22 protein-coding genes and 1 pseudogene are annotated in these 24,131 nt (G+C 58.1%); 16 read left to right on the top strand and 7 right to left on the bottom strand.

The features are described from left to right. The first annotated feature begins 2 nt into the window (after window positions 1-2). The 8 genes from FHT97_RS18365 (at window position 3) to FHT97_RS18400 (ending at window position 9,095) form a co-directional block, all read left to right on the top strand. A complete protein-coding gene (locus FHT97_RS18365) occupies window positions 3-1,061 on the top strand; it encodes an SDR family oxidoreductase (protein ID WP_183759141.1) in 1,059 nt (352 codons plus the stop codon). Between the two features lie 18 nt (window positions 1,062-1,079). Continuing rightward, entirely contained in the window at window positions 1,080-1,961 is an 882-nt protein-coding gene (locus tag FHT97_RS18370; protein WP_183863862.1) for an intradiol ring-cleavage dioxygenase, read from the top strand. Between the two features lie 2 nt (window positions 1,962-1,963). After that, window positions 1,964-3,028 carry a maleylacetate reductase gene (locus tag FHT97_RS18375; protein ID WP_183759143.1) on the top strand — a complete coding sequence of 355 codons (1,065 nt, stop codon included), beginning with the start codon at window positions 1,964-1,966 and terminating at the stop codon, window positions 3,026-3,028. 152 nt (window positions 3,029-3,180) lie between these two features. Beyond that, window positions 3,181-3,474: a YciI family protein gene (locus FHT97_RS18380; protein ID WP_183759144.1), complete on the top strand. Its 294-nt coding sequence runs from the start codon at window positions 3,181-3,183 to the stop codon at window positions 3,472-3,474. 347 nt (window positions 3,475-3,821) lie between these two features. After that, window positions 3,822-4,847 (top strand): ABC transporter permease, encoded by a 1,026-nt coding sequence (locus tag FHT97_RS18385; protein WP_183759145.1) that lies wholly within the window; start codon window positions 3,822-3,824, stop codon window positions 4,845-4,847. Further along, window positions 4,844-5,911 carry a substrate-binding domain-containing protein gene (locus tag FHT97_RS18390; RefSeq protein WP_183863863.1) on the top strand — a complete coding sequence of 356 codons (1,068 nt, stop codon included), beginning with the start codon at window positions 4,844-4,846 and terminating at the stop codon, window positions 5,909-5,911. The genes FHT97_RS18385 and FHT97_RS18390 overlap by 4 nt, the downstream gene beginning before the upstream one ends. A gap of 73 nt (window positions 5,912-5,984) precedes the next feature. Further along, window positions 5,985-8,492, top strand: a complete 2,508-nt coding sequence (locus FHT97_RS18395) for an ATP-binding cassette domain-containing protein (protein WP_210296736.1) — start codon at window positions 5,985-5,987, stop codon at window positions 8,490-8,492. Window positions 8,493-8,585: 93 nt separating this feature from the next. Beyond that, entirely contained in the window at window positions 8,586-9,095 is a 510-nt protein-coding gene (locus tag FHT97_RS18400; protein ID WP_183863864.1) for a VOC family protein, read from the top strand. A gap of 669 nt (window positions 9,096-9,764) precedes the next feature. Here FHT97_RS18400 and FHT97_RS18405 read toward each other — a convergent pair. The 5 genes and pseudogenes from FHT97_RS18405 to FHT97_RS18430 form a co-directional block, all read right to left on the bottom strand. Continuing rightward, window positions 9,765-10,250 (bottom strand): hypothetical protein, encoded by a 486-nt coding sequence (locus FHT97_RS18405; protein ID WP_183863865.1) that lies wholly within the window; start codon window positions 10,248-10,250, stop codon window positions 9,765-9,767. A 640-nt stretch (window positions 10,251-10,890) separates the two neighbouring features. Further along, a pseudogene (locus FHT97_RS18415) lies at window positions 10,891-11,066 on the bottom strand (DUF5131 family protein); the annotation flags it as partial. Between the two features lie 252 nt (window positions 11,067-11,318). Continuing rightward, a complete protein-coding gene (locus FHT97_RS18420; protein WP_183863866.1) occupies window positions 11,319-11,777 on the bottom strand; it encodes an Rrf2 family transcriptional regulator in 459 nt (152 codons plus the stop codon). A 95-nt stretch (window positions 11,778-11,872) separates the two neighbouring features. Next, window positions 11,873-13,084: an NO-inducible flavohemoprotein gene (gene hmpA, locus FHT97_RS18425; RefSeq protein WP_183863867.1), complete on the bottom strand. Its 1,212-nt coding sequence runs from the start codon at window positions 13,082-13,084 to the stop codon at window positions 11,873-11,875. A 125-nt stretch (window positions 13,085-13,209) separates the two neighbouring features. After that, window positions 13,210-13,560: a hypothetical protein gene (locus FHT97_RS18430; RefSeq protein ID WP_183863868.1), complete on the bottom strand. Its 351-nt coding sequence runs from the start codon at window positions 13,558-13,560 to the stop codon at window positions 13,210-13,212. Between the two features lie 720 nt (window positions 13,561-14,280). Between FHT97_RS18430 and FHT97_RS18435 the strand changes: the two genes are divergently transcribed. From FHT97_RS18435 to FHT97_RS18465, 7 genes are all read left to right on the top strand, one after another. Continuing rightward, window positions 14,281-15,096 (top strand): AraC family transcriptional regulator, encoded by an 816-nt coding sequence (locus FHT97_RS18435; RefSeq protein WP_246712671.1) that lies wholly within the window; start codon window positions 14,281-14,283, stop codon window positions 15,094-15,096. 213 nt (window positions 15,097-15,309) lie between these two features. After that, complete coding sequence (locus FHT97_RS31430) at window positions 15,310-15,444, top strand: hypothetical protein (RefSeq protein ID WP_281412064.1); 135 nt, start codon at window positions 15,310-15,312, stop codon at window positions 15,442-15,444. A gap of 381 nt (window positions 15,445-15,825) precedes the next feature. Further along, window positions 15,826-17,040 (top strand): 5-aminolevulinate synthase, encoded by a 1,215-nt coding sequence (gene hemA, locus FHT97_RS18445; RefSeq protein WP_183863871.1) that lies wholly within the window; start codon window positions 15,826-15,828, stop codon window positions 17,038-17,040. A gap of 46 nt (window positions 17,041-17,086) precedes the next feature. Next, window positions 17,087-18,346 carry a condensation domain-containing protein gene (locus tag FHT97_RS18450; RefSeq protein WP_183863872.1) on the top strand — a complete coding sequence of 420 codons (1,260 nt, stop codon included), beginning with the start codon at window positions 17,087-17,089 and terminating at the stop codon, window positions 18,344-18,346. A 163-nt stretch (window positions 18,347-18,509) separates the two neighbouring features. Then, on the top strand, window positions 18,510-19,460 hold the full coding sequence (locus FHT97_RS18455; protein WP_183863873.1) for a catalase family peroxidase: 951 nt from the start codon (window positions 18,510-18,512) through the stop codon (window positions 19,458-19,460). A gap of 51 nt (window positions 19,461-19,511) precedes the next feature. Continuing rightward, a complete protein-coding gene (locus FHT97_RS18460; protein ID WP_183863874.1) occupies window positions 19,512-20,408 on the top strand; it encodes an AraC family transcriptional regulator in 897 nt (298 codons plus the stop codon). 9 nt (window positions 20,409-20,417) lie between these two features. Further along, entirely contained in the window at window positions 20,418-21,317 is a 900-nt protein-coding gene (locus FHT97_RS18465; RefSeq protein WP_183863875.1) for an AraC family transcriptional regulator, read from the top strand. A 58-nt stretch (window positions 21,318-21,375) separates the two neighbouring features. Here FHT97_RS18465 and FHT97_RS18470 read toward each other — a convergent pair whose 3' ends face one another. Next, window positions 21,376-21,630, bottom strand: coding sequence for a hexameric tyrosine-coordinated heme protein (locus FHT97_RS18470; RefSeq protein WP_183863876.1), 255 nt, complete (start codon window positions 21,628-21,630; stop codon window positions 21,376-21,378). Between the two features lie 224 nt (window positions 21,631-21,854). Between FHT97_RS18470 and FHT97_RS18475 the strand changes: the two genes are divergently transcribed. Further along, window positions 21,855-22,856, top strand: coding sequence for a catalase family peroxidase (locus FHT97_RS18475; RefSeq protein WP_183863877.1), 1,002 nt, complete (start codon window positions 21,855-21,857; stop codon window positions 22,854-22,856). Window positions 22,857-23,030: 174 nt separating this feature from the next. On the opposite strand, the gene FHT97_RS18480 is transcribed toward FHT97_RS18475, so the two are convergent. Continuing rightward, window positions 23,031-23,486, bottom strand: coding sequence for an AraC family transcriptional regulator (locus tag FHT97_RS18480; RefSeq protein ID WP_183863878.1), 456 nt, complete (start codon window positions 23,484-23,486; stop codon window positions 23,031-23,033). Window positions 23,487-24,131 lie beyond the last annotated feature (645 nt).

The raw sequence follows: 24,131 nt of genomic DNA on the forward strand, positions 1-24,131 counted from the left end.
ACATGACAAGACAAGCACTCATCGTCGGCGCGACCGGGATCACTGGAAGCAATCTTGCGGAAAATCTTCTCGCGAGCGGCGGCTGGACCGTATCGGGGTTGTCGCGGTCGCAGAGCCGGGTCACTGGCGTGCAGACCCTAAGCTGTGACCTCATTGATCCGCCGTCCGTACGATCCGCGCTAGCGGATGCTAGTCCTAGCCATGTGTTCATCACGGCATGGTCCCGTCAGGAGACTGAAGCGGAGAACTGCAGGATCAACGGCGCGATAGTACGCAATGTACTTGAGGCCCTCGCGGGAAGAGGTATCGAGCACGTCGCCCTGACCACCGGGACAAAGCATTATCTCGGGCCATTCGAGTCATACGCGAAGACCAAGCCGGAAACGCCTTTCAGAGAGGAGCAGGTTCGCCTGCCCGGAGAGAACTTCTACTACGTCCAAGAGGACGAAGTCTTCGCCGCGTCGAAGCGGGAAGGGTTTACCTGGTCGATTCATCGGCCACACACACTCATCGGGTATGCGGTCGGCAACGCGATGAATATGGCGGCGACGCTTGCCGTGTACGCGTCGATCTGCCGCGAGACGGGTCGACCATTTGTATTTCCGGGTTCACCCGAACAGTGGGAGGCGGTAACCGACGTTACAGACGTGAGAATTCTGGCTAAGCACCTGCACTGGGCGGCGACCACCAGCGCTGCCGCAAATCTGGCCTTCAACGTGGTGAATGGCGAGGTATTCAGGTGGAAATGGCTCTGGCCGCGTCTCGCCGCCTATTTCGGTATCGAGGCTGCGCCCTATCCCGGAAGCCCGAAGCCGCTTGAAGTGCAGATGGCTGATGCGGGCCCCATTTGGGATGAGATCGTGGCCAAATACTCCCTTGAATCCAACGCGCTAAGGCGCGTCGCGTCCTTTTGGCATACGGACGCGGATCTCGGACGCCAAATCGAGACGTTCAACGATATGGGCCGTAGTCGAGAACTCGGGTTTCTTGAATATCAGGACACTACCCGATCGTTTACCGATGCCTTCGATCGTCTGCGATCCGACCGGATCATCCCTTAGATGTCGGGAGCATTGGATATGGTCGCAAACACCAGTGAAACGAACCCAACGACTGGCTTCTTCACGGAGACGAATTCCGTGGAAGCGGTCAATGCCCGAATGGGGGAAGACGTCAGCCCTCGCCTCAGAGAGGTCATGTCGTGCCTTGTCAAGCATCTCCACGCCTTTGCCCGCGAGGTCAACCTTACGCAGGCGGAGTGGGAATACGGAATAGATTTTCTGACCCGCACTGGACAGATGTGCACACGAGAGCGACAGGAATTCATCCTTCTCTCCGACACGCTGGGAATGTCGATGCTGGTCGATGCCATCAACAACAGGCGTCCGATCGGTGCCACCGAAAACACCGTTTTTGGGCCTTTCCACGTAGAGGGCTGCCCTGTCCGTGAAATGGGTGAGCGGATCTGTCTCGACGGCAAGGGGGAAAGCTGCCTGTTCATCGGGCGGGTACTCGATTTGGACGGCAATCCCGTGTCGGGAGCGAGAATAGACGTCTGGTCTGACAACGCGGATGGCTACTACGACGTTCAGCAGCCTGAACTCCAGCCGAAATGGAACAACCGAGGTGTTTTCGTCACCGCCGCCGATGGCCGCTACAGCTTCATCGGTATCAGACCCGTTTCTTATCCGATTCCCGACGACGGTCCGGTAGGGCAGATGCTTGCAAGCCTCGGCCGCCATCCATACCGCCCGGCGCACATGCATTACATGGTCCGGGCGGATGGATTCCAGAAGCTGGTCACTCATACCTTCGTCGGTGGTGATCCATACCTTGAATCGGACACGGTATTCGGAGTGAAGCAAACTCTGGTCGCGCCGTTCACGAAGCTCGAAGCAGGCGAAACGCATTGGTGTTCGGACTTCGACTTCGTCCTCGCCAAGCCTACTGATAGGGGCTGACGTTGAAAAACTTTGTCTACACCGGAAATCCCGCGCGGGTCATTTTTGGCCAAGGCACTGTAGCAGCGCTTCCTGACGAAGCGGACAGGCTGAAGGTACGGCGTATCTTGGTGCTTTCGACACCGGAGCAGGCCGATCAGGCAGCAGAAATCGCTGGGAGCTTGGGCCAACGCGTAGTAGCCAGCTATTCTAAGGCGCAGATGCACACCCCTGTCGACGTAACGGCAGACGCGATGAGGTCCATCGAGCGACATGATGTCGATGCATTGCTTTCCGTTGGCGGCGGATCGACGACGGGACTGGGCAAGGCGATAGCTTTGCGCACAGATCTGCCACAGATCGTGGTGCCAACCACATATGCTGGTTCGGAGGCAACCCCTATTCTCGGCGAAACCGAGGGAGGGCGGAAGGTCACCAAGTCGGACCCGCGAATCCTTCCCGAGGTTATCGTTTATGATGTCAACCTCACGCTTACATTACCCGTACCGCTTTCAGTGACGAGTGGGTTCAATGCGGTCGCCCACGCTGTTGAAGCTCTTTACGCGAAGGAAGCGAACCCGATCATCTCGTTAGCGGCGGAGGAAGGTATTTCAGCCATCGTGCGAGCTATGCCTCGGATACACGCCAATCGGGAAGATATCGAAGGCCGCTCTTCAGCGCTGTATGGCGCTTGGCTCTGCGGTGTTTGCTTGGGATCGGTTGGCATGGCGTTGCACCACAAGCTTTGTCACACGCTCGGCGGGATGTTCAATCTACCGCACGCCCAATTGCATACCGCGATGCTTCCTCACGCTCTAGCCTATAACGCTCCAGCCACGCCGGTCGCGATGGAGCGGCTGAAGCGATCGCTCACCGCGCCCGACCCGGCAAAGTTCCTCTACGATATGGCCAAGGAATTGGGGGCGGTGATGTCGTTGAGAGACCTCGGCATGCCTGAAGGTAGTATCGAGGCGGCCGTGGAGCAGGCGCTGAGCAACGCTTACTGGAATCCGAGAGAGCTTGAGCGGAGCGGCCTTCATCGTCTGCTCGATCGCGCTTTTCGTGGAGATGAACCTAAGACGGAGTAGTGGAATAGCGGGGCGATGGGCGGCCAATACTGGAACATCCGAAATGGATAATTCCGTTCTTTTCTTCCCGGCCCCTCAAGCTACCATCAACACTACGAAATCGAATATGCGCGGTATTGTGAGGAATCGCGGATAATTGGGAGGTGTAGAGGATGCTCGCAGTCCGTGTCGCGATATCGGATCCGAACAAGGACTCGGTGCGGAAAATCTACCTTGAGGACCACAAGCGGCATCTGCGTTCTGGACAGCTTTCGATCTTACAGTCCGGCCCGATCATGAACGATTCAGGCATAGGCGAGGGTGGCGTGGTTGTAGCGGACGTAGGTTCGCTTGAGGAAATGCGTCGCTTCAGCTCGGCCGACCCGTTCGTAGTCCACGGCGTGTATCGCGATGTTGTTATCTACGAGTGGCGTCCCACGATCGGAGCTCTTGCGTCGGCACGCTGAAGGAACAGGATTAAACTGCTGATTTTCTAAGGAGGAGAGAAAATGAAAGCGGTAACTGCTATCACCTGGAAGCATATTCTTGACTGGCTGGCGGAAGCCGGAAGTATCTGCAGCGGTATGTTCATCGAGTATCGGGAATCTCGGGACAGCAGTGCCAGCCGCAATTTTAGGGATCGGGACAAGCTCTTTCGTCGAGACAGTTGGAGGCCAATGTCGCGCTGAGCGACGAGGCAACCCGGAGTTCCATCTCGATTACTCCTCTCTTTTGCTAACCAGACCGATCGGGCCCGGCTCACCGCCGCGAGGCCCGCCGGGAGCACTGTGACTTTCTGAGCGAGAACCTTGAAATGCCCCACGCTTCGTCCATTGCCCACATCGGCCGTCCCAAGGAGACCACTTTGCGGATTCCCTTCACGCGAAATTTCGTGACGGTCGTTTTCTCGACGCTCGTGCTTATCGTACTATGCGCTCTATTCGCACCAAGCAGCCTTTCGATCGGCGCCCTTTCGGGAAGCCTCCCTTTTGCGGCGATCATCGCCATGGTGGGCCTGGGGCAGTTGCTTGTGGTGCAGCAGGGGGGCTTCGATCTCTCGCTTGCCGGGTCCGTTTCACTGGCTGTCGTCATCGCCACGCACTATCCGCAACAAGATGATGGTCTTCTCTACCAGGCCGTGCTTCTTTCCGCGGGGATATGCGTTGCTGCAGGCATCCTCAACGGGGCGCTCGTAAGTCTCTTCAGGCTGAACGCGATCATTGCGACCATTGGTACCAATGCGCTCCTTTACAGTGCGGTCTTCGCGGTGTCGGGTGGAGTTCCATCTATCACCACCGAGCTTCTGGCCGAAATCGCAGGCGGCGAGACGCTCGGTCTACCGAACTCGGTGTTCTTTGCCCTAGGTGCGATGATCCTCGTCACATTCGTGCTGAAGAAGACCGTAGCTGGCCGCAGGTTTGAGGCCATCGGGGCCAATCCATTGGCCGGCAGAGCAGCAGGTCTCAACGTACGACTTCACCAGATGATGGCATACGTTTACGCGCAGCTCCTCTACTGCATGGCAGGGACTCTCATTGCGGGGATCACGCGCGAGCCCACCGCTTTCCAGGGAGACAGCTTGCTGCTGCCGTCAGTCGCTGTGGTGGTACTCGGGGGGACCTCGCTCCTGGGCGGACGAGGCTTCCCGATCTCAACTGTCATTGCTGCATTTTTCTTGAACCATCTGAGCCAATTCGCACTGACGGTCGGGGTACCGTTCTCAGCTCAAACAATCATCCAGGCGCTCGCTCTGGGTTTCGGTATCGCGGTTTACTCGATCCGCTGGTCGATAAGCCAAGGTGGAACGACTTCAACAACAAAAGTGGAGGACGCGAAATGAATTATAAGACCCTTGCAACATCACTGGGACTGACATTGACGACCGCACTCAGTGGTTTGGCGATGGCCGGATCGGCGATGGCGGAGATGCCATCCTGGTGCGGTCCGAAGAAGGCGACATTGGCGCTACTGGACGGTTATGGCGGCAACAGTTGGCGCCAGGTGACAACCGCTTCCGGCAAGCAGACCGTGGAGCTGTGCCCTAGCATTACCAAGTACGAATACGCCGATGGCCAGGGCGATACAATGAAGGCCATCTCCGACATCAAGAGCATGGCCGCGAAGGGCGTGGATGCACTTGTCGTATTCGGTGACGCGGGCCCTGCCGTCTTGCCGGCCCTCACCAGTGTCTTCAAATCCGGGAAAGTTGTCGTTCCTTACCGCGTAGCGGTCGGAGGAAAGGATGGGAAGAACTACTCCAAATTCGTCGGTGCGTCGTTCGAAAACGACGGTGAGAATTGGGGCAAGTGGATCAAGTCGGTGCTGCCCAACGGCGGCAACCTCCTATTTCTCAGCGGACCGGCTGGAAACAGCCAAGGCTTGGACGAGCTGAAGGGTCTCAAGAAGGTTCTTGGCAAGGAATATGTCTTCGTCAACCAGGAGCCCTTCGCAGTCACGAATTGGGATCCGGCACTTACGCAGAAGGTTCTCACGGCAGAGATTGCCAAAAACAAGAAGATCGACGTGATCATCTCGGACTTCGGGCCGTCCCTGGTCGGTGCGTTGCCCTTGTTCGCAAAGCAGGGAAAATCAGTTCCGGCTCTCGCTACTTCTGATGGAAATTCACTCGGTTGCTTCTGGCAGGAGAACAAGGACAGCAACCCGGATTTCAAGCTGTTCACGGTCGCAACGGGCAATGACAACGTCAGGTTGGCGGTTCAGTGGGCCGTGGCTCTGGCAACCGACGGCACGCCGCCGAAGGACGAGACGTTCAAGGCACCAGAGTTCGAAGACTCGGTCTCCGGTAAACCGAACCCTGTCCAGTGCAAGAAGGACCTGCCTGGCGCCATCTACCTGTCTTCGGAGCTTCCCGCGGAGCAGCAGGCCAAGGCTGTTGGCAAGTAGCCAATCGACTCTTGGACCTGCTCGCGGCAGCAGCTTCAGGCAGGTCCATCCTTCAGAATTGGATCGTTTGACCATGGCAGCAGTAGAAATGAATGCATATGAAACACTCCCGCTGACATCTTTCGAAGAGACCATCCGACTGACTGGGATCTCGAAATATTTTGCCGGGATTCCCGCGCTACGAGATGTCAATGTTGATTTCAGACCGGGAGAGGTCCACGCCATTCTCGGAGAGAACGGCGCAGGCAAATCGACCTTGATGAATATTATCGCTGGTACCCTTCAACCAAGCGAAGGGGAGATAATCTTCGAGGGGCAACGTGTTCCCCAGATGACACCTGATGCCGCAGCTTCCCTTGGCATCGCCATTTGTTTTCAGCATCCCGCCATTCTCAACGATCTTTCAATTTTGGAAAACTTGAGCGTGGCTCTGCCCGCTTCAATCCTGCGGCATCGATCCACTCGCGACCTGGCCGAACAGACTTTGCAATCTGTGGCGCTGAAATTGCCACTCAACATGCGCGCCGATCACCTGACCGTAGCGCAGAAACACTTGCTCGAAATCGGGAAAGCGATTTCCGTCAACCCGAAACTCCTGATCCTGGACGAGCCGACCGCTTCCCTTGATCAGGAGGCTACGGAGATGCTCTTCGGTCTCATCCGGACAGCAGCCCAGAATGGCACCTCGGTCATTTACATAACTCATCGCCTGGCCGAAATTCGTCAGATCGCAGACCGAGTTACCGTGATGCGGGACGGACGTGTTCGCGGAGCTGCGAAGGTCAGCGAGATTGCAGATGGCGAACTCGTCAACATGATCGTCGGACGCACGCTTGAAGCCGCATTTCCTCCAAGATCACAGGGTGCCGATCGCTCGTCAGTGTTCAATGTCGAAGGTTTGAGTGGCGAGGGGTTCAACAATGTGAGCTTCAGCGTATCGCGCGGGCAGATAGTGGGCGTCGCTGGTGTCTCCGGCAATGGTCAGTCGGAGTTGATGCGCGCGCTCGCGGGCCTGCAGCCCACGCAAGGAACGATTAGTCTGCACGGGCGGCAGCTTGCCCAGAAAGAGCTGTTGGACGAGGCTGCTTTTATGCCGTCCGACCGCCATCTCGAAGGCGTGGCAAGCGGGCTGACAGTTCGGGAGAATGCGACCTTCTCAGCTCTCGAGAAGTTTGCCACAGCCGGAATCCTAAGCAGCAGCGCGGAGCATCGAAAAGTCAGATCAATCTTCGGTGATCTTGCCGTCAAGACGCCTGGGCTCGAAGCGTCTATCCAATCGCTGTCTGGCGGGAACCAGCAGAAGGTCGTCATGGCGCGAGCGCTGTTGTCTGAACCGGGTATTGTTGTCGCCGACGAGCCGACCCAGGGGGTAGACGTCGGAGCCCGTTTCGAAATTTATCGAATCCTTAGAAGCGTGTCGGAGGCAGGCACGCCGGTTATCGTGAATTCATCTGACGCAGTGGAACTCGAGGGTCTATGCGACAAGGTAATAGTAATGTCGCGCGGCCAGGTCGTTGATACTCTGGTTGGCGAGGAGATTACCGAAGAACGGATCGTTGCCGCAGCAGTAAGGGCTGAGGGGCACGACATCGGTACGGAAGGCACGAAAGTGCCGAAATCCCTTACGCGGCTAAAGCATTTCCTGGAATCCGACATGGCACCGATGGTGCCCCTGGTTCTCGTTACCATCCTGCTTGGACTTTTCGTTAACAGTCAGAACGACAACTTCCTGTCGGCCTACAATATCTCCAACATTCTTCTCCTGGCAACCGCATTGGGTTTCATTGCTCTCGGGCAGACCATCGCTCTACTCATGGGGGGTATTGATCTCTCTGTGGGACCACTGGCTGGCTTTCTTGTCGTGGTCGCGTCGTTTTTTGTGACCGAGGAAGTCTCCATAATCACGATGGCTTTGGGATTTGCGCTGATGGCTGTGGGAGCTTTCCTAACCGGAGCCGTAAACGGGGTTCTGATCCGGTTCGCCAATTTCACGCCGATCGCCGCCACCCTTGCCATGTATATCGCGATCCAAGGTTTAAGCTTCCTGCTCCGCGAGAATCCCGACGGCTACATCAGCTCCACGGTCACAGATTGGATCAACTGGCAGGTTGGGCCGTTCCCTGTGGCTTTCCTAGTGCTGGTAGCGGTTACTCTTGGTGGAGAGGTTGCCTTGAGACGGTCGAGAGCCGGACGACGTCTGCGCGCAGTAGGTTCGAACGAGGAATCGGCACGCCGTGTGGGTATTCGCGTCGATCTGACCTATGTGGCGGGCTACATCGCCTGCTCGATGCTGACTTGCCTGGGAGCGGTCATGCTGATGACACAGATCGGGGTGGGCGACCCACGCCAAGGCGTCGCCTACACGCTCTCGAGCATTACGGCCGTGGTGCTCGGAGGAACCAGCTTGGCTGGTGGACGAGGCACCTTCGTCGGAACGGTCATGGGCGCGGTGCTGCTGACCGAAGTGCTCAGCGCCGTGACCTTCCTGAGCCTGACGCAGACCTACCAGTATCTTTTCCAAGGGGCTCTGATCGTCGCCGCCGCGCTCATCTACTCCACTGCGCGGAGACGCACGACCTGACTTCAGGCGGCTTCCTCGCGACGAGTTCCTAGCCGTCGCCCACACCATAGCAGCGGAAGCTGTTTGCGCTCTTCGAGACTCGGAGGAATGGCATTGACGAAAGTTTACGGCATGCATCACATAGGCATCACCGTGCCGGATATTGAGGAGGGAATACGGTTCTTCCAAGCCGTTTTCGGGGCGATCGAAGTATTCCGAACAGGACCGTTCGACGTTGATCAAGACTTCATGGAAAATAAGCTCGGGGCTGCCAAATACTCCAAGATCCGTGACTTGGTCTTCCTCCGCTGCGGCAATGGGACCAGCGTCGAACTGTTTGAATACGAGGGCGAGTCCGCATCGCCCCCCAAAAGGTCGTCGGAAGTAGGCTGCGTACATTTGTGCTTTGAAGTCGAAGACGTGCACGCCTCCGCCGATAGATTGAAGGAGCTAGGCATCGATCTGCTCGACGGGCCAAATCTTGTAGAGGCGGGGCCGTTGGCAGGTTTCAACTGGATCTACTTCCGCGCTCCCTGGGGACTAATCTTGGAAGTCGCGAGCTTCGACAAGCTTGCCTATGAGACTGACACCCCAGAGCGTCTATGGCGGGCGAAGCTGAGTTGACTGTCAGACCCGGGGCAACCCTGCTTCCGCGCGCACTTGCCGCTTAACAAGTTTATTGCGTACAGACAGGACAATTGAGGCACCTACGCCGACAGAGGATAGTCGCTGAGGGTTCCGAGCGTGGGCGGGGCGGCGGCAACGCGAATTGTCCTGCCGCCATTCCCCATTCGTGCTCGTCATGCTGCCGACTTCACAGGTGATCTCGGCGCTTGATAGCCTCGGCGGCCCAGAGACGGGACTCTCATTGACGACGCGTAAACGAGCGAGCACCGTAAGGAGAATCGCGAGCTACTGAGGTGAAGCAAGTTTGGCACAGATCCGTTGTGGAGGCTTGCGGTAGGCTAGCACAGTCCAAAGAGTGCGGAGACTAAGGGGTGGCGGCGGAATTTTGGAACGAGGCAGTTCGCTTGATACAAGACCTCTGAACGCAGTCGGAAATCTACGCACGAATATCCACACCTTTTGGGCCGAAGGTCGATGTCTGCCCGCTACGATCTAGCGGCGGCAGCCGAAGCGGCCTACGTTGCCGCCGAGACGCTCAGGCGAGCAGCGAAACACCCGCCGATACATCCACCCGCCGAGCCTGTCGCCCGACGACATCGCGGGCGGGCATCTGCGGCATATCCCAATCGGATCAAAAATTACCGGAACGCGCCACCGATTGAGTGCCTAGTGCAGCTCGCCAAGCACCACGTAGGTTCTCGCTCGAAGGCCAACCGTCACGAAAACTGCGGATTCACCACTTGCGCAGTCGAGCGGAGCAAAACCCTTCGGCAACATCTCGTCGACTGCCGTGGAAACTTCGTGCTTTGCCAAGACACCTAGTTTCTGAGAACGTTTGAACGACGCAATCTCGATTTCCTCCTTCCCAACGAGCACAAATGCGAAGTGGCCCTCGTCTGACGAATAGTTGTTCGCGGCGAGATATTTGTTCGCCCTGACGGCTACCGCATCTTTTGAGTACAATCGATCTTGGTAGGGCTGAAGCAGGCAAATTGCTTCAAAAGATGGTAGATTCGAAAACTTGGTAGCCTTGCCAATCGGGATTTTCTTGAAGGCGTCTTCATCCAAAGAGCCAGCGTGGGCGAAAGACCCGTAGGCAATCGATCCAAGTAGAGTCAAAAGGCCAAAAATTCCGACGAAGTGCGCCCGCATTCACGCCTCCATGACACGACACAACCGATTGTTGCCGTAGTTGTCAACACGAACTGTGCCTCTTGGCGGAGACTTACACTGAAGAATCAGATCGTTTGCTGGCGCAGCCTCTCACCGATTCACTTGCAGCCTATGGTGTATCTTGGTTCGCATTGAATGCGGACGCCCTTATGGTGGAAACGCTGCCAGCGGTGTCTCCCTGTGCGAACGGGATAAGCCTTTGCCCAAGGACACCCTTCTGCGGCCCGCTAATGCCTCGATCTCAGCATTTCCCTGCGATCAAATTCTCTGCATCCGGTTCAACATAGGTTGCCAACGATTGCCTGGCTCCCCGCGAAGATCGTCGCTATAATTGATGACGACCGGAATTTTCGCGTCGCGTTGGAGGATATGCTCGCGTCGGCTGGGTTATGCGGCTAACTGTATGGTTCAGGCGAAGATTTCATGTCCAGCAAGGGCTATCTCACATGCGACTGCATTCTCAGCGATCTCCGGATGCCAGGAATGTCTGGAATTGAACTTCTTCGACGGCTGAGGGAAGGTGGGATCGACCAACCAGTCATCATAGTGAGATCCTATCCGGACCAGTATGCCGCGGCTGTCGCCTTGAGTTTACGAAGACATTTCTGGGTTTGGACTAAGCCGAGGGGATTTGTAGGGCGTTCTCATCCAGATAGAGAGCACCGGTCCACTTTGGCCGATTCTCCAGCCCCATTGCTTCAAGACGTGCCGCCGCATTGCGTAGCAATTCGTGCACCCGGCGCTCATGATTGAGCACCCCGCGACCGGGTTCCAGGTTGCATCCGTCCATTCGATTTCATCACCAGCTCCTTATCTCACCCGCATTGTATCACGTTTGGTAAAGAAACTGGTAAAACAGGGTGAAATCGGAGCTGTGTGGCCTCAGCACGTTTGCCGCCAGCCGGGGATCACGCTGTCGGCCGAGCTTTTCCTTCGGTGATGACCGCTGTTGGCGCATTCTTGCCGATAAGGTAGCAGCGGTAGCTTCGGAACGGTCAACCGGGTTTGGTCAATGTAGGAGAAAAGTATCGCTCACCTCTCAACGCCTCATGCCGTCGTTAAACGCGCCTCGGGTAACGCTAGCAGGCTTCGCAGTGGGGCCGATGGTTTAGTCAAGTCTGCAAGCGTGTATTCATCGAGGATATCGAGAAAAGCAGCGGCTGCGGAGGCGAGCGCCCGTTTGAGTACGCAAGCTGGCTGGATTGCGCACACGCGTTCGGCACCTTCTTCCATGCATGGAACGATCGCGAAATCGGGCTCGGACGCGCGGACAATTTCGCCGACACCGATCGTCGAAGCGTCGCGCGCGAGTCGCATGCCGCCTTGGCGACCGCGCACCGTCTCGATGAACCCCTTGAGACCAAGCTCATGTGTGATCTTCATGAGGTGAGCCTTCGAGATGTCATAGGCGTCGGCGATCTCCGAGATTGTCGAGAGGCGTTCCCTGTTGAGGGAGAGATACATCATCAACCGCAATGCGTAGTCGGAATAGACGGTCAACCGCATGTTCGAACACTCGAGATTGGAAGGTTCCCTTATTATAAGATGCCTCCTCAATGTATCAATTGCGGGGAGGGCATTCATGTCCTCCCCGCAACATCTCAGGCGGCGGCAAGTTCTTCGGCCGGCCCGAAGAACTCAAAGTGGATGCGTTCCGGAGGCACGCCTGCTTTCGCGAGGCCATTCACAAACGCTGCGAGGAAAGCCTTTGGCCCGCATAGGTAAAAGTCCGCCTCGGCAAAAGGCGTGTTCGCCGCAAGCCAGTCGACGGTGATATAGCCGTGGTGGTCGAAGTGGACGCCGTGTTCATCGGCTTCGTGTGGTACGCCATAGAAAATCGCCGTTCTGACATGGGGGCGGCCGTCGGATAGCCTGCGAACGTGGTCACCCATCGCGTGGACGCGGCCGTCCTGTGCGCCGTGTACGTAGTGGACCGGAAGTTCGACGCCGCTGTCGACAATAGTTTCAAGCATGCTGACCATCGGTGTAAGGCCGACCCCGCCGCTCAGCAGGACGACCGGACGCTCGGGGCGTTCGGGCAAATGGAAGTCGCCGGTTGGTGGCGCGACCTCGATCAGGTCGCCTTCCTCGACGACGTCGTGGAGATGTTTGGAGACCTTCCCATTGTCCTCGCGCTTGACCGAAATGCGATAGGTTTCACCGTTCGGAGCGGACGAAATGCTGTAGTTGCGGCGTTGCGGTGGTAAGCCGGGAACGGAAATCTTGAAGGTCAGGTACTGTCCCGGCCTGTGGCCGACGACTGGGCCGCCGTCCACAGGCTCCAGAACAAACGAGGTGATGACGTCGCTTTCCGGGCGCTTCGTCGCCACCCTGAACTGACGCCAGCCGTTCCATCCTCCTTCGGAGGCCTTGAGGTAATCGTAAATCTGTTTCTCACGGCCGATCAGGATGTCGGCCAGAAACCAAAATGCCTCGCTCCATGCGCCGAGGATGTCGTCTGAGGCGGCGTCGCCCAGGATTTCCTTGATTGCACCAAGCAGAGCGGTCGCCACGTGAGGATAGTGCTCGGGTAAGATATGCAGACCGACATGCTTCTGCGCGATACGTTCGACCGCGGGGCCGAGCGCGGCGAGGTTGTCGATGTTCTGTGCATAGGCGAGGATCGCGTGGGCAAGGGCCTTTGTCTGCCGGCCGTCGTCGCCTTGATTCGATTGATTGAACATTTCCCTCACAGCAGGGTCCGCGAACAGGCGCTTGTACATCGCTGCTGTGATCGTCGTCCCGCGGGCTACGAGCGCTGGGACCGTAGCTCTGACGATCGATTTGGTTTTCTCGCTCAATGGTTCCGACATGCTGATCTCCGTTCTGGCTGTGATTGGCCGGTGGCGAAGATTTACGAGCTTAAAGATACATCTGCAATATATGTTTTAGTTCGTGTGCCGTTCTGTCGCAGCGGCACGTTGAGGGGACCAAGCGGCTATCGTGGCATTTCTGCCCTGATCCAATCCGTGATTGATTGATGCTTAGGGTGCCAGCCCAGGCGCTCCCTGGCTATGCGGCCCCGAACTCGACTGTTCGAACCGCGAGTGAGGACGGCCATCTCGCGTCCCCAGGTCTCGATCGCGCTGTCTCGCGAAATCGGGGATGCGGCACCGAGGGCGAGGCGGTCGGCGATTGCCCGAACGACATTGCCGAGTTCTTCCTCTCCGCTCTCGACATACATGAACGTTCCCGCCTCTGCCTTATGAAAGGCGAGAACGTAAAGGTCCGCGACATCGGCGATGTGGGCGTTTGACCAGCGGTTCGTCAGGTTGACGGGGCTGGACATCTACAGCGGGCGGCGTGGAAAAAAAGAGGGCCTCGGAAGACCAGGGCCCTAATTGTGAGGTTTAAACCTCCAGAGGGGAACAGCAAACGCGTGGCTACTGGGAGGAGAGCCAAATGCACTTGCTGCATGGTTTGTGCGCTTTTCCCGCGCGGGGCACAACTATACCTGAGGATGGTTGCGGCGGGTCGGAGGGTGCCTATCCTCCCGCGATCCGAATCTAAGGTCACGCTGATCACCGATGTTGCAATCTTCTCTTTCTAAAATCGTCTGATCAAGGGGCGCTGGTTGAGCCATTTCACCGACCGGTGTACTTGCGTCTCCGTCACCGATCGCTGCTACTTCCGCTTCACGATGCCGCCCAGAACGCCGGCTTGAAGATAAAGCTGAATGGTTAGTGCATTGACACCAGCACCTTGATTAGATTTCTCGATGCAGTCTTGATAGTGCCGCTGTGTCGGGAAGGGGCGCTGAGCGCCAATAGTCGAGCGTGGCATCTGCGCTAAGCGGTCGCGAGCATTTTCAGCAATCGCACTCTGAGATAGCAAGCAGAATGATACCTCTGCCGCGTTGCATCCCACGTTGATTGTCATATCATCCGGGCTTCAGCATGCGATCGATGGTGTCTGGATGTCGGGGAGTGGGGGCTACGGAGACGGATTTGGGCAGCGCCTTGGTGCGCAGGCCGCGTCTTATGTGAGCAGAGGGCTTCGAAAGTCCACCTTGGCCGTCACTGAATTGCGGTACGACAATCCAAGCTTCGAGCTATCTAATCCGCCAAAAGAAGAAGATGCCTTCATGGTGGGGCACTATCTCGTTAACTGTCCCAAGTACCTCTATTGGGAGGGGGGCATAGCCGCTAAATCATCGGCTATCGGGCAGGGCGAGACGATCATCTACGACCTCAAGCGAAAGCCGACGTTTCTCCTCAACCACGCCTTCCACACTGTCCACTATTACTTCTCGCGTGAGGCATTGAACGCAATCTCCGAGGAAGCGGGAGCGCCACGCATCGACGAGCTTCGTTACAGTCCTGCGGTCGCGAGCGACGACCCCGTGATGAGGTATATGTCGGCCGGTCTGCTGCCGTTTTTTGAGCGACCAAACGAAGCGAGCGTGCTCTTTATGGACCACGTAATGTTGGCGATAGGAATTCATGTCGCCACGCGTTACGGCGGCATGCTGCCGAAGAGCGAAACTACTCGGGGTGGACTCGCGCCTTGGCAGGAGAAGCGGGCGAAGGAAATGATCGGCGCGAGCCTTGGTGATCAATTACCGCTCGCGCTGGTTGCGGGTGAGTGTGGTGTTTCGACTCGACATTTCTCCCGAGCATTCCGACAGTCGGTAGGTCTTTCGCCGCATCAATGGCTGACGCAGTGCCGCGTAGGCCACGCGAAGCGGCTGCTAGCTGTCGAAGAATTCAACTTGGCACAGGTGGCTTTCGCATGTGGCTTTGCCGATCAGAGCCATTTCACGCGCGTGTTCACGGCAATCACCGGAAACAGCCCAGGCGCATGGCGGCGTGCGAACGCACGGTGATCTGGGATGTCCGCCCGTCCCGTGGCCCGATTCAGCACAGCTTGACCAAATCCGGCAATAACTTACCCCGGTTCGAGGGATAGCCTCACTGCCACGGCGCGAACGCTGGTCCGTCGCAAGAGGAGATTATGACAAAACTCAGCGGACCCACCGTCCCTCTTCTTGCTCCATTGGACACCCCTGGTCCGGAGGCTGTCGGCAATCGCGCTGCTGGTGATCTTCACGGCAGCCGTCTATCCCTTCGGCCGGACGGACCTGATCGGCCACGGTCCGATCATGGCGATTTTGGTGGCCGTCGCCTCCGACGGGCGCCGCGAAACGGTCTTCCTTTCGGCGATCAAATGCTAATACCGGCTGGACTTGCGGTGTCGGTGGCCGTGGTCATACGCCCCTACTGGGGCCAGCACATTGTCTTCTATGCCCCGGACACCTTCACAGGCCCGGGGCACAATGGACAGATCGACCCGTTCCCACAACGTCGAATTTCCGCAAATGCCGGAGTCCAATCTGGGATTCGGAGGGCTCCGACAAGGTCGACCGACTGAGAACCTCACCCATCTTGCCATGGACATCGCGCCGCTCACCGGTCTTCGGGCGGGCGGCAAAGATCGCTTCGACCGTACGCCTTCAATGGCCGGATTAGGCAAAGCAGGGCCGGTCCCTTCCATCCACCTCTTCGGGCCGCGCCTAAAGTCAGCCTCTCATCAAATGGAAACCAGGGAGCGGAGAATGGATTTTGAGGCGTTTTTCAGCGAGCGGCTGCAAGGCCTCCGCCATGAGGGCAGATACAGGGTCTTTGCCGACCTCGAGCGCAGTAGCGGATCGTTCCCGCGCGCGACCTTGCACTTGCCCGGAGGGTCACGGGATGTGACCGTCTGGTGCTCCAACGACTATCTCGGGATGGGACAGCATCCGGCGGTCGCCACAGCCATGAAGGAGGCGATTGATGGATCCGGCGCAGGCGCGGGCGGCACGCGCAACATCTCCGGCACCAATCATTGCCACGTCCTTCTCGAACGCGAACTCGCGGACCTGCACGGCAAGCAGTCGGCGCTGCTGTTCAATTCCGGCTATATGTCCAATTGGGCAACCCTTTTGACGCTTGGGTCGCAGATACCAGGGCTGATCATCTTCTCCGACGGCTCTAACCACGCCTCGATGATCGAAGGCATTCGCCATGCCGGATGCGAGCGCATTGTCTGGCGACACAACGACCTCGCCGACCTTGAGGCAAGATTGCGCACGGCCGACCCTCGCGCGCCCAAGATGATCGCGTTCGAGTCCGTCTACTCGATGGACGGCGACATAGCCCCTGTGAGGGAAATTTGCGATCTCGCCGACAAGTACGGTGCGATGACGTATCTCGACGAGGTCCACGCGGTCGGGATGTACGGGCCGCACGGCGGCGGCATCGCCGAAGGCGAGGGATTGTTGGACCGTCTGACCGTAATCGAGGGGACGCTCGCGAAGGCGTACGGCGTGATGGGCGGCTATATCGCGGCGTCGGCGGCGCTTTGCGACTTCGTCCGCTCGTTTGCGTCCGGGTTCATCTTCACCACAGCGTTACCGCCGGCCGTCGCGGCGGGAGCACTCGCGTCTGTCCGGCATCTAAAGGTCAGCCCGTTCGAACGAGCTCGTCACCAGGATCGCGTCCGCAAGCTGCGCGTCCTGCTCGACCGCAACGGTATCCCGCATCTTGGTAATCCCAGCCACATTGTCCCGGTGATGGTAGGCGACGCCGCCAAATGCAAATGGGTATCAGACATCCTCGTCCGCGACTTCGGCGTCTACGTGCAGCCGATCAACTATCCGACAGTCCCTCGGAAAAGCGAGCGCCTGCGGATCACGCCCACGCCGCTACACACCGACGCCGACATCGCCCATCTCGTCGATGCGCTCGGGTCGCTCTGGGCGCGGTGTGCGCTCTCCGTCGCCGCCGCCTGATCTCCTCTCGTTATTGAGCGTGCGATCATACAAAGAAGGAAAGACCATGTATCAGCAAGTGAGCCATCCACACTCGGGGCCTCAGGATGCCACGCTGTTGCGTCCGCTTGGCCCAGTGGAGCAGTATTTCTGGCTCAGCGACCAGAACAGCCCGAAGCATTTCTGCATGACCTTGCATGTCTCGGGAAGCACGACCGTCCAATGCTGGCGAGAGGCTCTGGAGGCCGTCCGGCTCCGACATCCGCTTTTGCGGGCGACAATCGACCGCGACGAGTTCGGCATGCCAAGCTTTTACCAGCTTGAAGGATATCAGATCCCGTTGAAGGTAATCGAGGCCGAGCCTCCCCATGATTGGCAGAATGCGGTTTCCAACGAACTGATGGAGCCGTTCCCGCAGATCGCTGCTCCGCTCACACGGGCTATGTTGTTTCATTCCGCCGGCCATACCACATTGGTGTTTACAGCGCACCACGCTGTGGCCGACGGAATGTCGATCGCGTTCGTGCTTCGCGACCTGCTCGAGGTGATAGGAGGGGGTGAACTCTCCAAGCTCCACCTGCCTCCGGCCCAGGAGGAGATCGCCGCTGCATGGCATGTGGACGTCGCCGACGCTGATCCTCCGTCGATTTCCTCGTCAGCCCATATGCTCAATCGCCATCAGGGACGACCAAAAGTGTCGGGCTTACGTCTGTCGCATGACCTCTCCACCAAGATCAGGACGACCGCTCGCACCTGGGGGACGACCGTTCACGGCGCTCTTCTCTCGGCAATCATCTTGGCTGGACGAAAGCTTTCGAGCAGGTGGAGCGACACTGCGGTGCGCGCCGTGTCCCCGGTCAATCTGCGCTCTACGCTCGGGATTGCCGACGACTGTGTCGTCTCAATCGTCTTCCCGATCGGGGCATACGCGCCGGCGTCGGAGAGCGGGCTTTGGGATTTAGCCAAGACCATCCGCTACGATCTCGCGCCCATGAAGAGCCGCGAGGCAATCGTCGAGGCGTTCGGCGCGTTTCAGAGCATCGCGGATTTGTCGCCGTCGGTGGCGGAGCTCGCGGCGATAGAGCTGCAGGCTTGCGCTTGCGAGATGATGCTGTCGAATCTGGGCGAAGCGCCGTTGGCGGATGTCTACGGCCAAGTCCGGGTCGAGGCTTTGTGGGGACCATCTGTGTTCGTCGGCATCGAAGGCGAACAGATGGTCGGTGCCGCCACAGTGCGCGGACAAATCCATCTCCTGCATGCGAGCTTCACGCCGATTCCGGACTTGCTAGAGACCGTAGAAGAAATGCTCCGACATGCCGTTGTCTGAAAATGACGCAGCGGAATCGATTTTGTCCTTTTTTGACAAAACGGCGTCGCCGAGTTCATGAAAAACGGATGAGGACTATTACGATGCTTTCCAACATCGCCTCGGCCTCGCCATACCATCGCGCGACGCCGGAGCGATATCCTTCGTATATTGGGAGATGAGGATGTCCGAAGTCACCGAACAGAAAACGGGCGAGTTGGCCACCGAGGCCGCAACGCCAGCTTCGATCGTCGAAGCTTTGAAGGCCGTTGCAGGCAACCCACCGAAAGTCCGTGCGAGCTTCGCCAAGGGCCGCTGTGTTCGCGGACACTATGCACCATCCGACCGGGCCGCCGAAATCACGCGCTCCGTCAGCTTCACCAAGCCTGGTCGCGTGCTTGCGCGGTTCTCGATGGGCGGCGGCAATCCGAAAGTGCCGGACACGAACAATCTGGTACTACGAGGCTTCAGTTTCCGGATCGAGACCGAGGGCCAAACCTCAGACATCCTCGTCGAAAGCGCGCCAGTACACTTCGCGCGCACGCTCGACCAGATGTTGGCCTTCCTAAAGGCCCGCATCCCGGGTGCCGATGGCAAGCCGGACCCCAGCAAAGTGAAGGCTTTCTCAGAGGCCAATCCTGAGACGCTTAATCAGGCCAAGTATGTCGCGGCTCGTCCGCTCCCGGCAAGCTTCGCTGGTACGACGTACTGGGGCGTCCACTCGTTCCCGGTCACCAACGCGGCGGGGATGTCGCGGTTCGTCAAGTTCAAGGTGGTGCCGCTGGTCGGCGACCTGACTCTGACCGAGGACGAAGCAAAGGAGCAGGCTCCGGATTTCCTGCACCGAGACCTGGGAGACCGCATTCGCGATGGGGGCTTGGCGTTCAACGTGATGGCGCTACTCGATCGCCCCGGCGATCCGACGATGGACGTCACAGTCCGTTGGCCCGACGAGGACGAGCGCGAAGCCGTGCTTCTAGGGACGATCACAATCGAGGGGATTGAAGAGGACGATGCATGCGACATTTCGGTGTTCGATCCGGGAACACTGGCGGAGGGCATAGGCTATCCGCCGGACGAGATGTTCGCGGCGCGCCTGAAAGCTTATAGGATATCGCTCGCGAAGCGGCGTTGAGCTTAGCAGACTTTCGAAAGCAACTTAACTGCCCCGGGGAGGACGTCTGGGATGCGCAGTCAGGGAATTTATGGCCGAAGCCTCGGCGACCATTTCCACCTAAACGACGCTCCGGCGATCGTGACCAAGACGCTGAAGCGCTCCGAGGTCGCGGTCACGCATATCAAGTGCAGGAAGCCCAGCTTGACGTCCTCGATCCCCACCGAGGACGCTTACCTAGTCGCGTATCAAATTGAGGACTGCATCGAGCACGAGCTTTGGATCAACGGGAAGGGAACGGGAAGGCTTCCGTTTTTCGGCGGCCAGACCTCGTTCTACGATCTTCGCGAGGACCCGATGTCATTCATCGGCGAGACGTCGAACTGCATGATGTATTATCTGCCGAAGTCCGCACTGGACACGATTGCCGAGGAGCATGGCAAAAGATTCGGCGAACTGCAGATGCGGTCGGACAAGCCCGCAGACGATCCGGTGATCGCAGCTTTGAGCGCCACACTGATGCCGGCCTTCGCCAACCCGGAATATGCAAGCCAGTTGTTCCTCGACCACACGACGCTTGCCGTCGCCAACCATATCGCCCACCGCTATGGAAGCCTTCATGCCATCACCAAGGCCGTCACTGGAGGCCTCACGGCGAAGAACGAGAAGCGTGCAAAGGAGATCATCGAGGCCAACATTACCGGCGAGATATCCTTGAGCGATCTCGCCTTTCAGTGTGGGCTGTCGGCACGGCATTTCGCGCGCGCTTTCAAGCAATCAGTGGGGGTGGCGCCGCATCACTGGCTGGTCATGCGCCGTTGTGAACGCGCAAAAGACCTCCTGCAATGGTCCGCGCTGACGCTCGCCGATATCGCGCTCGCATGCGGGTTCGCCGACCAGAGCCATTTCACCCGCGCGTTTTCCCGGGTTGTCGGCATCTCGCCCGGCGCATGGCGCAGGCTGTCATAGGAGGTTGATATGGAGGAGACTGGGGCATACGGCGAGCGCCTGCGAAAGACTTTCAAAGTGGCCCGCGCGCCGTTCGTCGTGGCCAAGACGTTGAAGAACGCGCGGATCGCAGTCACCGAAATCCGCTGCGACAAGGCCAACACGGGGTTGAGCGAACCGATCCCGGTCGAGGACGCTTTCCTGATGACTGTGCAGCTGCGAGAGGTTCCGGCGCACGACATGTTTCTCGACGGCAAACAGGTGAAGACTGCGGTTCTCCCGGTCGGCACGGCAAGCTTCTACGACCTCCGAACATCGCCCATGGCTAACAGCATCAGCGCCTTCAATCACATTAGCTTCTATGTTCCACGGGCTGCATTGGCCGCCATAACCGATAAGGAAGGCATCCCACCCATGGATGGCTTCAACCACAATCCCGGCATCGGAGTACAGGACCCCGTGATGTACAATTTGGTCCGCGCCATGCTCCCCGCTTTCCGGTTTCCGGGTCTCGCGAACCAGCTTTTCGTAGACCACCTGACGGTCGCTGCCACGGCGCATGCCGTGCGCTATCACGCCTGTGCCGTGCGCCAGCAAGCGGCGCGATATAAGTCCCTTTCATCTCTGGAGCTTTCCATGGCGCAGGAGAGGCTGTCCGAACATCTCGACGGTGACTTACGGCTTGAGGACCTGTCGGATGAATGTGGCATGTCGCCCCTGGAGTTTGCATCTGCTTTCGAAGAGACCGCTGGCCGGTCCATCCACGCCTGGCGCGGCGACCTGAGGATCGAGCGGGCGAAACGGCTGATCGTCAAGGGTTACGACACCGAGACGACGTCCGGCCTTCTCGGCTATGAAAATGCAGAAGACTTTGTGAGGGATTTCCATCGCAGGACTGGTATCGACCCTCGAGGCCTGACTAGGCAATGATGGATAAAGCGGCGGATCGGTCTGCGGTCCGAGCACCAAACGCCAAGCATAGTGGTGTTCACATAGGCTTATCGCCGAATGAATTCATTTTGCTCCAATATCCGTTAGCCGCGGCAATCGTCTGGAAGTTTACAGCGACGATCTGGCATGCCGTTAAGATGCTCTCCGCGTCGTCCTCGTAGATCGCGAGTAGACGGTCTCGGATTTGGTTCGAAGGTTGCACCATCTTCACTATCTCCCAAGAGATTCTTGCCGCCAGGTCCAACCCCTGCCGGGGTGTTTCGGTTTCAAGCGACGAAGTAAAGTCTTGCATGGTTTGCCTCCGGTTTCTTGTTGTCCATCCGAGCATACTAGAGGCCTGCTGGTCTAAATTATTGGATGGCGGCGACATAGATTGCAGCATTCGGCCATTCCAGGCGGCAGCGGTCCCGCTATTTGATGGCCGATTTTGGAAAAGCGCGGCATCCACGGAAAATCCGCGCGGTTTTATCGAGAGCATGGTGCTTGGGGCTGAGGACAGCCGCGAAGGAGCAACCCATGTCAAAGATCACCAACGTCATTCCGATTATCAAGTACTTTCTGGCGACGGCTGCCGTTTGCGCGACCGCCATGGCGTCGCCTTCAAGCGCGACCGACCAGAAAGAGACCCCGCAAGACCTGGTAAACGCGCTGCATGGAACGTTTGGCGCGCACCATCAGCGCGCAGTGCACACAAAGGGCGTCATGGTCGTAGGCTCGTTCACACCCGACAACGAGGCGCGTGCGCTGACGACGGCGTCGTTGTTTACCGGGGGCACGCGTCCAGTCATCGCACGGTTCTCGCTGTTTGCCGGGGTTCCGGACATTCCTGACACGGCGAACGGCGCGGCTCCGACGGGCCTCGCGATAAAGATTGCGGCGAAGGACGGCACCGAGTTCGACTTCGCCACTGATCAGCATAACGGCTTCGTGGTCGCGACAAGTGACGAGTTTGCCAATTTCCTGAGACTCGTCGCCGCAAGCGGCCCGGGGGTCGCTCATCCCACACCGCTCGAGACCTTCCTTCAGGAGCATCCGGTGTCGAAGCACTTTGTCGAAACTCTTACCTCTCCGGCTTCCTACGCAACGGCGACATTTTTCGGCATCAATTCATTCAAGTTCACCAATGCCGGGGGAAATTCGGTATTTGTGCGTTATCGCTTTGTGCCGAAGGCCGGAGAGCATTACCTCACGCCTGCCGAGCTGAAGGCGATGAAACCGAACTACCTGCAGGACGACATCGTGGCGCGGATCGCCAAAAAAGCCGTCCGATTCGACTGGTACGCCCAGATCGCAGAAGCGGGGGATAGGATCGAGGACCCCTCCATTGCCTGGCCGGAAAGCCGTAAGCTGGTCAAGCTGGGCAGCTTCACCTTCGACAGACTGCCCGAAGACAAGGCGATCGTCGACAAACAGACGCTTTTTCTGCCCGGCTCGAGTCATCCCGGTATCGATCCAGCCGATCCGATGCTCACTTTCCGCAATCACACTTATCCGATCTCGTTCGGTGAGCGGCAGTAGGCTGGCGAGGATTACGCTTTTCAGCCGTCCCGTCATGCCGGGGCGGCTCAACGAGCGAGGATGAACATTGGACGCGCTATTTTCTGATCTTCCAGAATTTTTTGTGGGCACGAGACGATCCATCGCGAGGATGCCTTTCTGGCGCTCGTCCGCTCTGGCTCTTAGCCTGACTCATCACCCTCTCTTAATTCGTCGCCACGCTGCGGGACTTTCCCCGACGGACTGCGTGAACGTCCGGGTGAAATGGCTTTGGTTGGCGAAGCTCGTAATGTGCGCGATTTCCTCGATTGACATTCGACTGTTCTCCAAGAGGTCCTTTGCGCGCTCCAACCGGCGGGCGACCACCCATTTGTATGGCGAGACGCCATTGGTCTGGGCGAAGGCGCGCGTGAAATGCCGCACGGAAAGGCGGCATGCGTCCGCCAGCACCTGCAATGAGATGTCGCCTTTTAGATTAGCCTCGAGCATTTCCTTCACGCGCCGCTGCTGCCAGGGCGCAAGCCCGCCTTGTCGAACGGCCGCCTTCTGCTTCACGCCACAATACGTTGTCAGCATGTGGATCGCCGCAGCCGTTAATACGTGGTCAACGAATATCAGGCTGGCTTGTTCGGGACAGTCAAAGGCGGTCAAGATTGCAGAGCCCAGCATTTCTGGGGGTCAGGATGAAGTAGGAATGACTCTGAGCTTATCTCACATGTTGTCGATAGGGCATTACGCTCGGCCAAGGCTTCCAACGCCCTGATTGGATAGTGGAACTGGATGCAATCGACAGGGCTTAGAAACCGTGCCTGATTGTTTCGCCTAAGGTCCGTCAGCGATGTCATGGGAGCGCTGGTTGGCGCTTGCAGCGATATCGCTTGCCCATCCACCCACCTTTCCCGAATATAGTTTGGAGTGAGGGCTACCGATGCGATGAAGGCGTCGTCCAATTCAAGTGGCTCGGTCTTCTCGTCGTTGGGATTGCCGACCACCAATCGCAGGGCAGCAAATGCTCGGTTCTTTATGGCACGTGACGACACTACCGGAACGTCCTCGGAGCCGCAGATCGAAGCCATGCGCCTACAGTATTCGAGCGTCACAACACCTTCTCCAGCTCACCTCATCGAGTTCCATTTTCCCGTTGCTAGAAACGTTATCTTGAAGGCGGCAGTCAACCGTTGAAGATTTGGGACATTAAAAGCAATGGAGGGGATGCCAGGATTGGCTTAGGTCTTCCGGGGAGGGAGCTTTGGGCGGGTAATTGTGGGAAGGTCGCGGCAAATTCCTTGTCTGTCT

Source organism: Rhizobium sp. BK399 (assembly GCF_014194695.1).
In the GTDB taxonomy this organism is placed as follows: Bacteria; Pseudomonadota; Alphaproteobacteria; order Rhizobiales; family Rhizobiaceae; genus Rhizobium.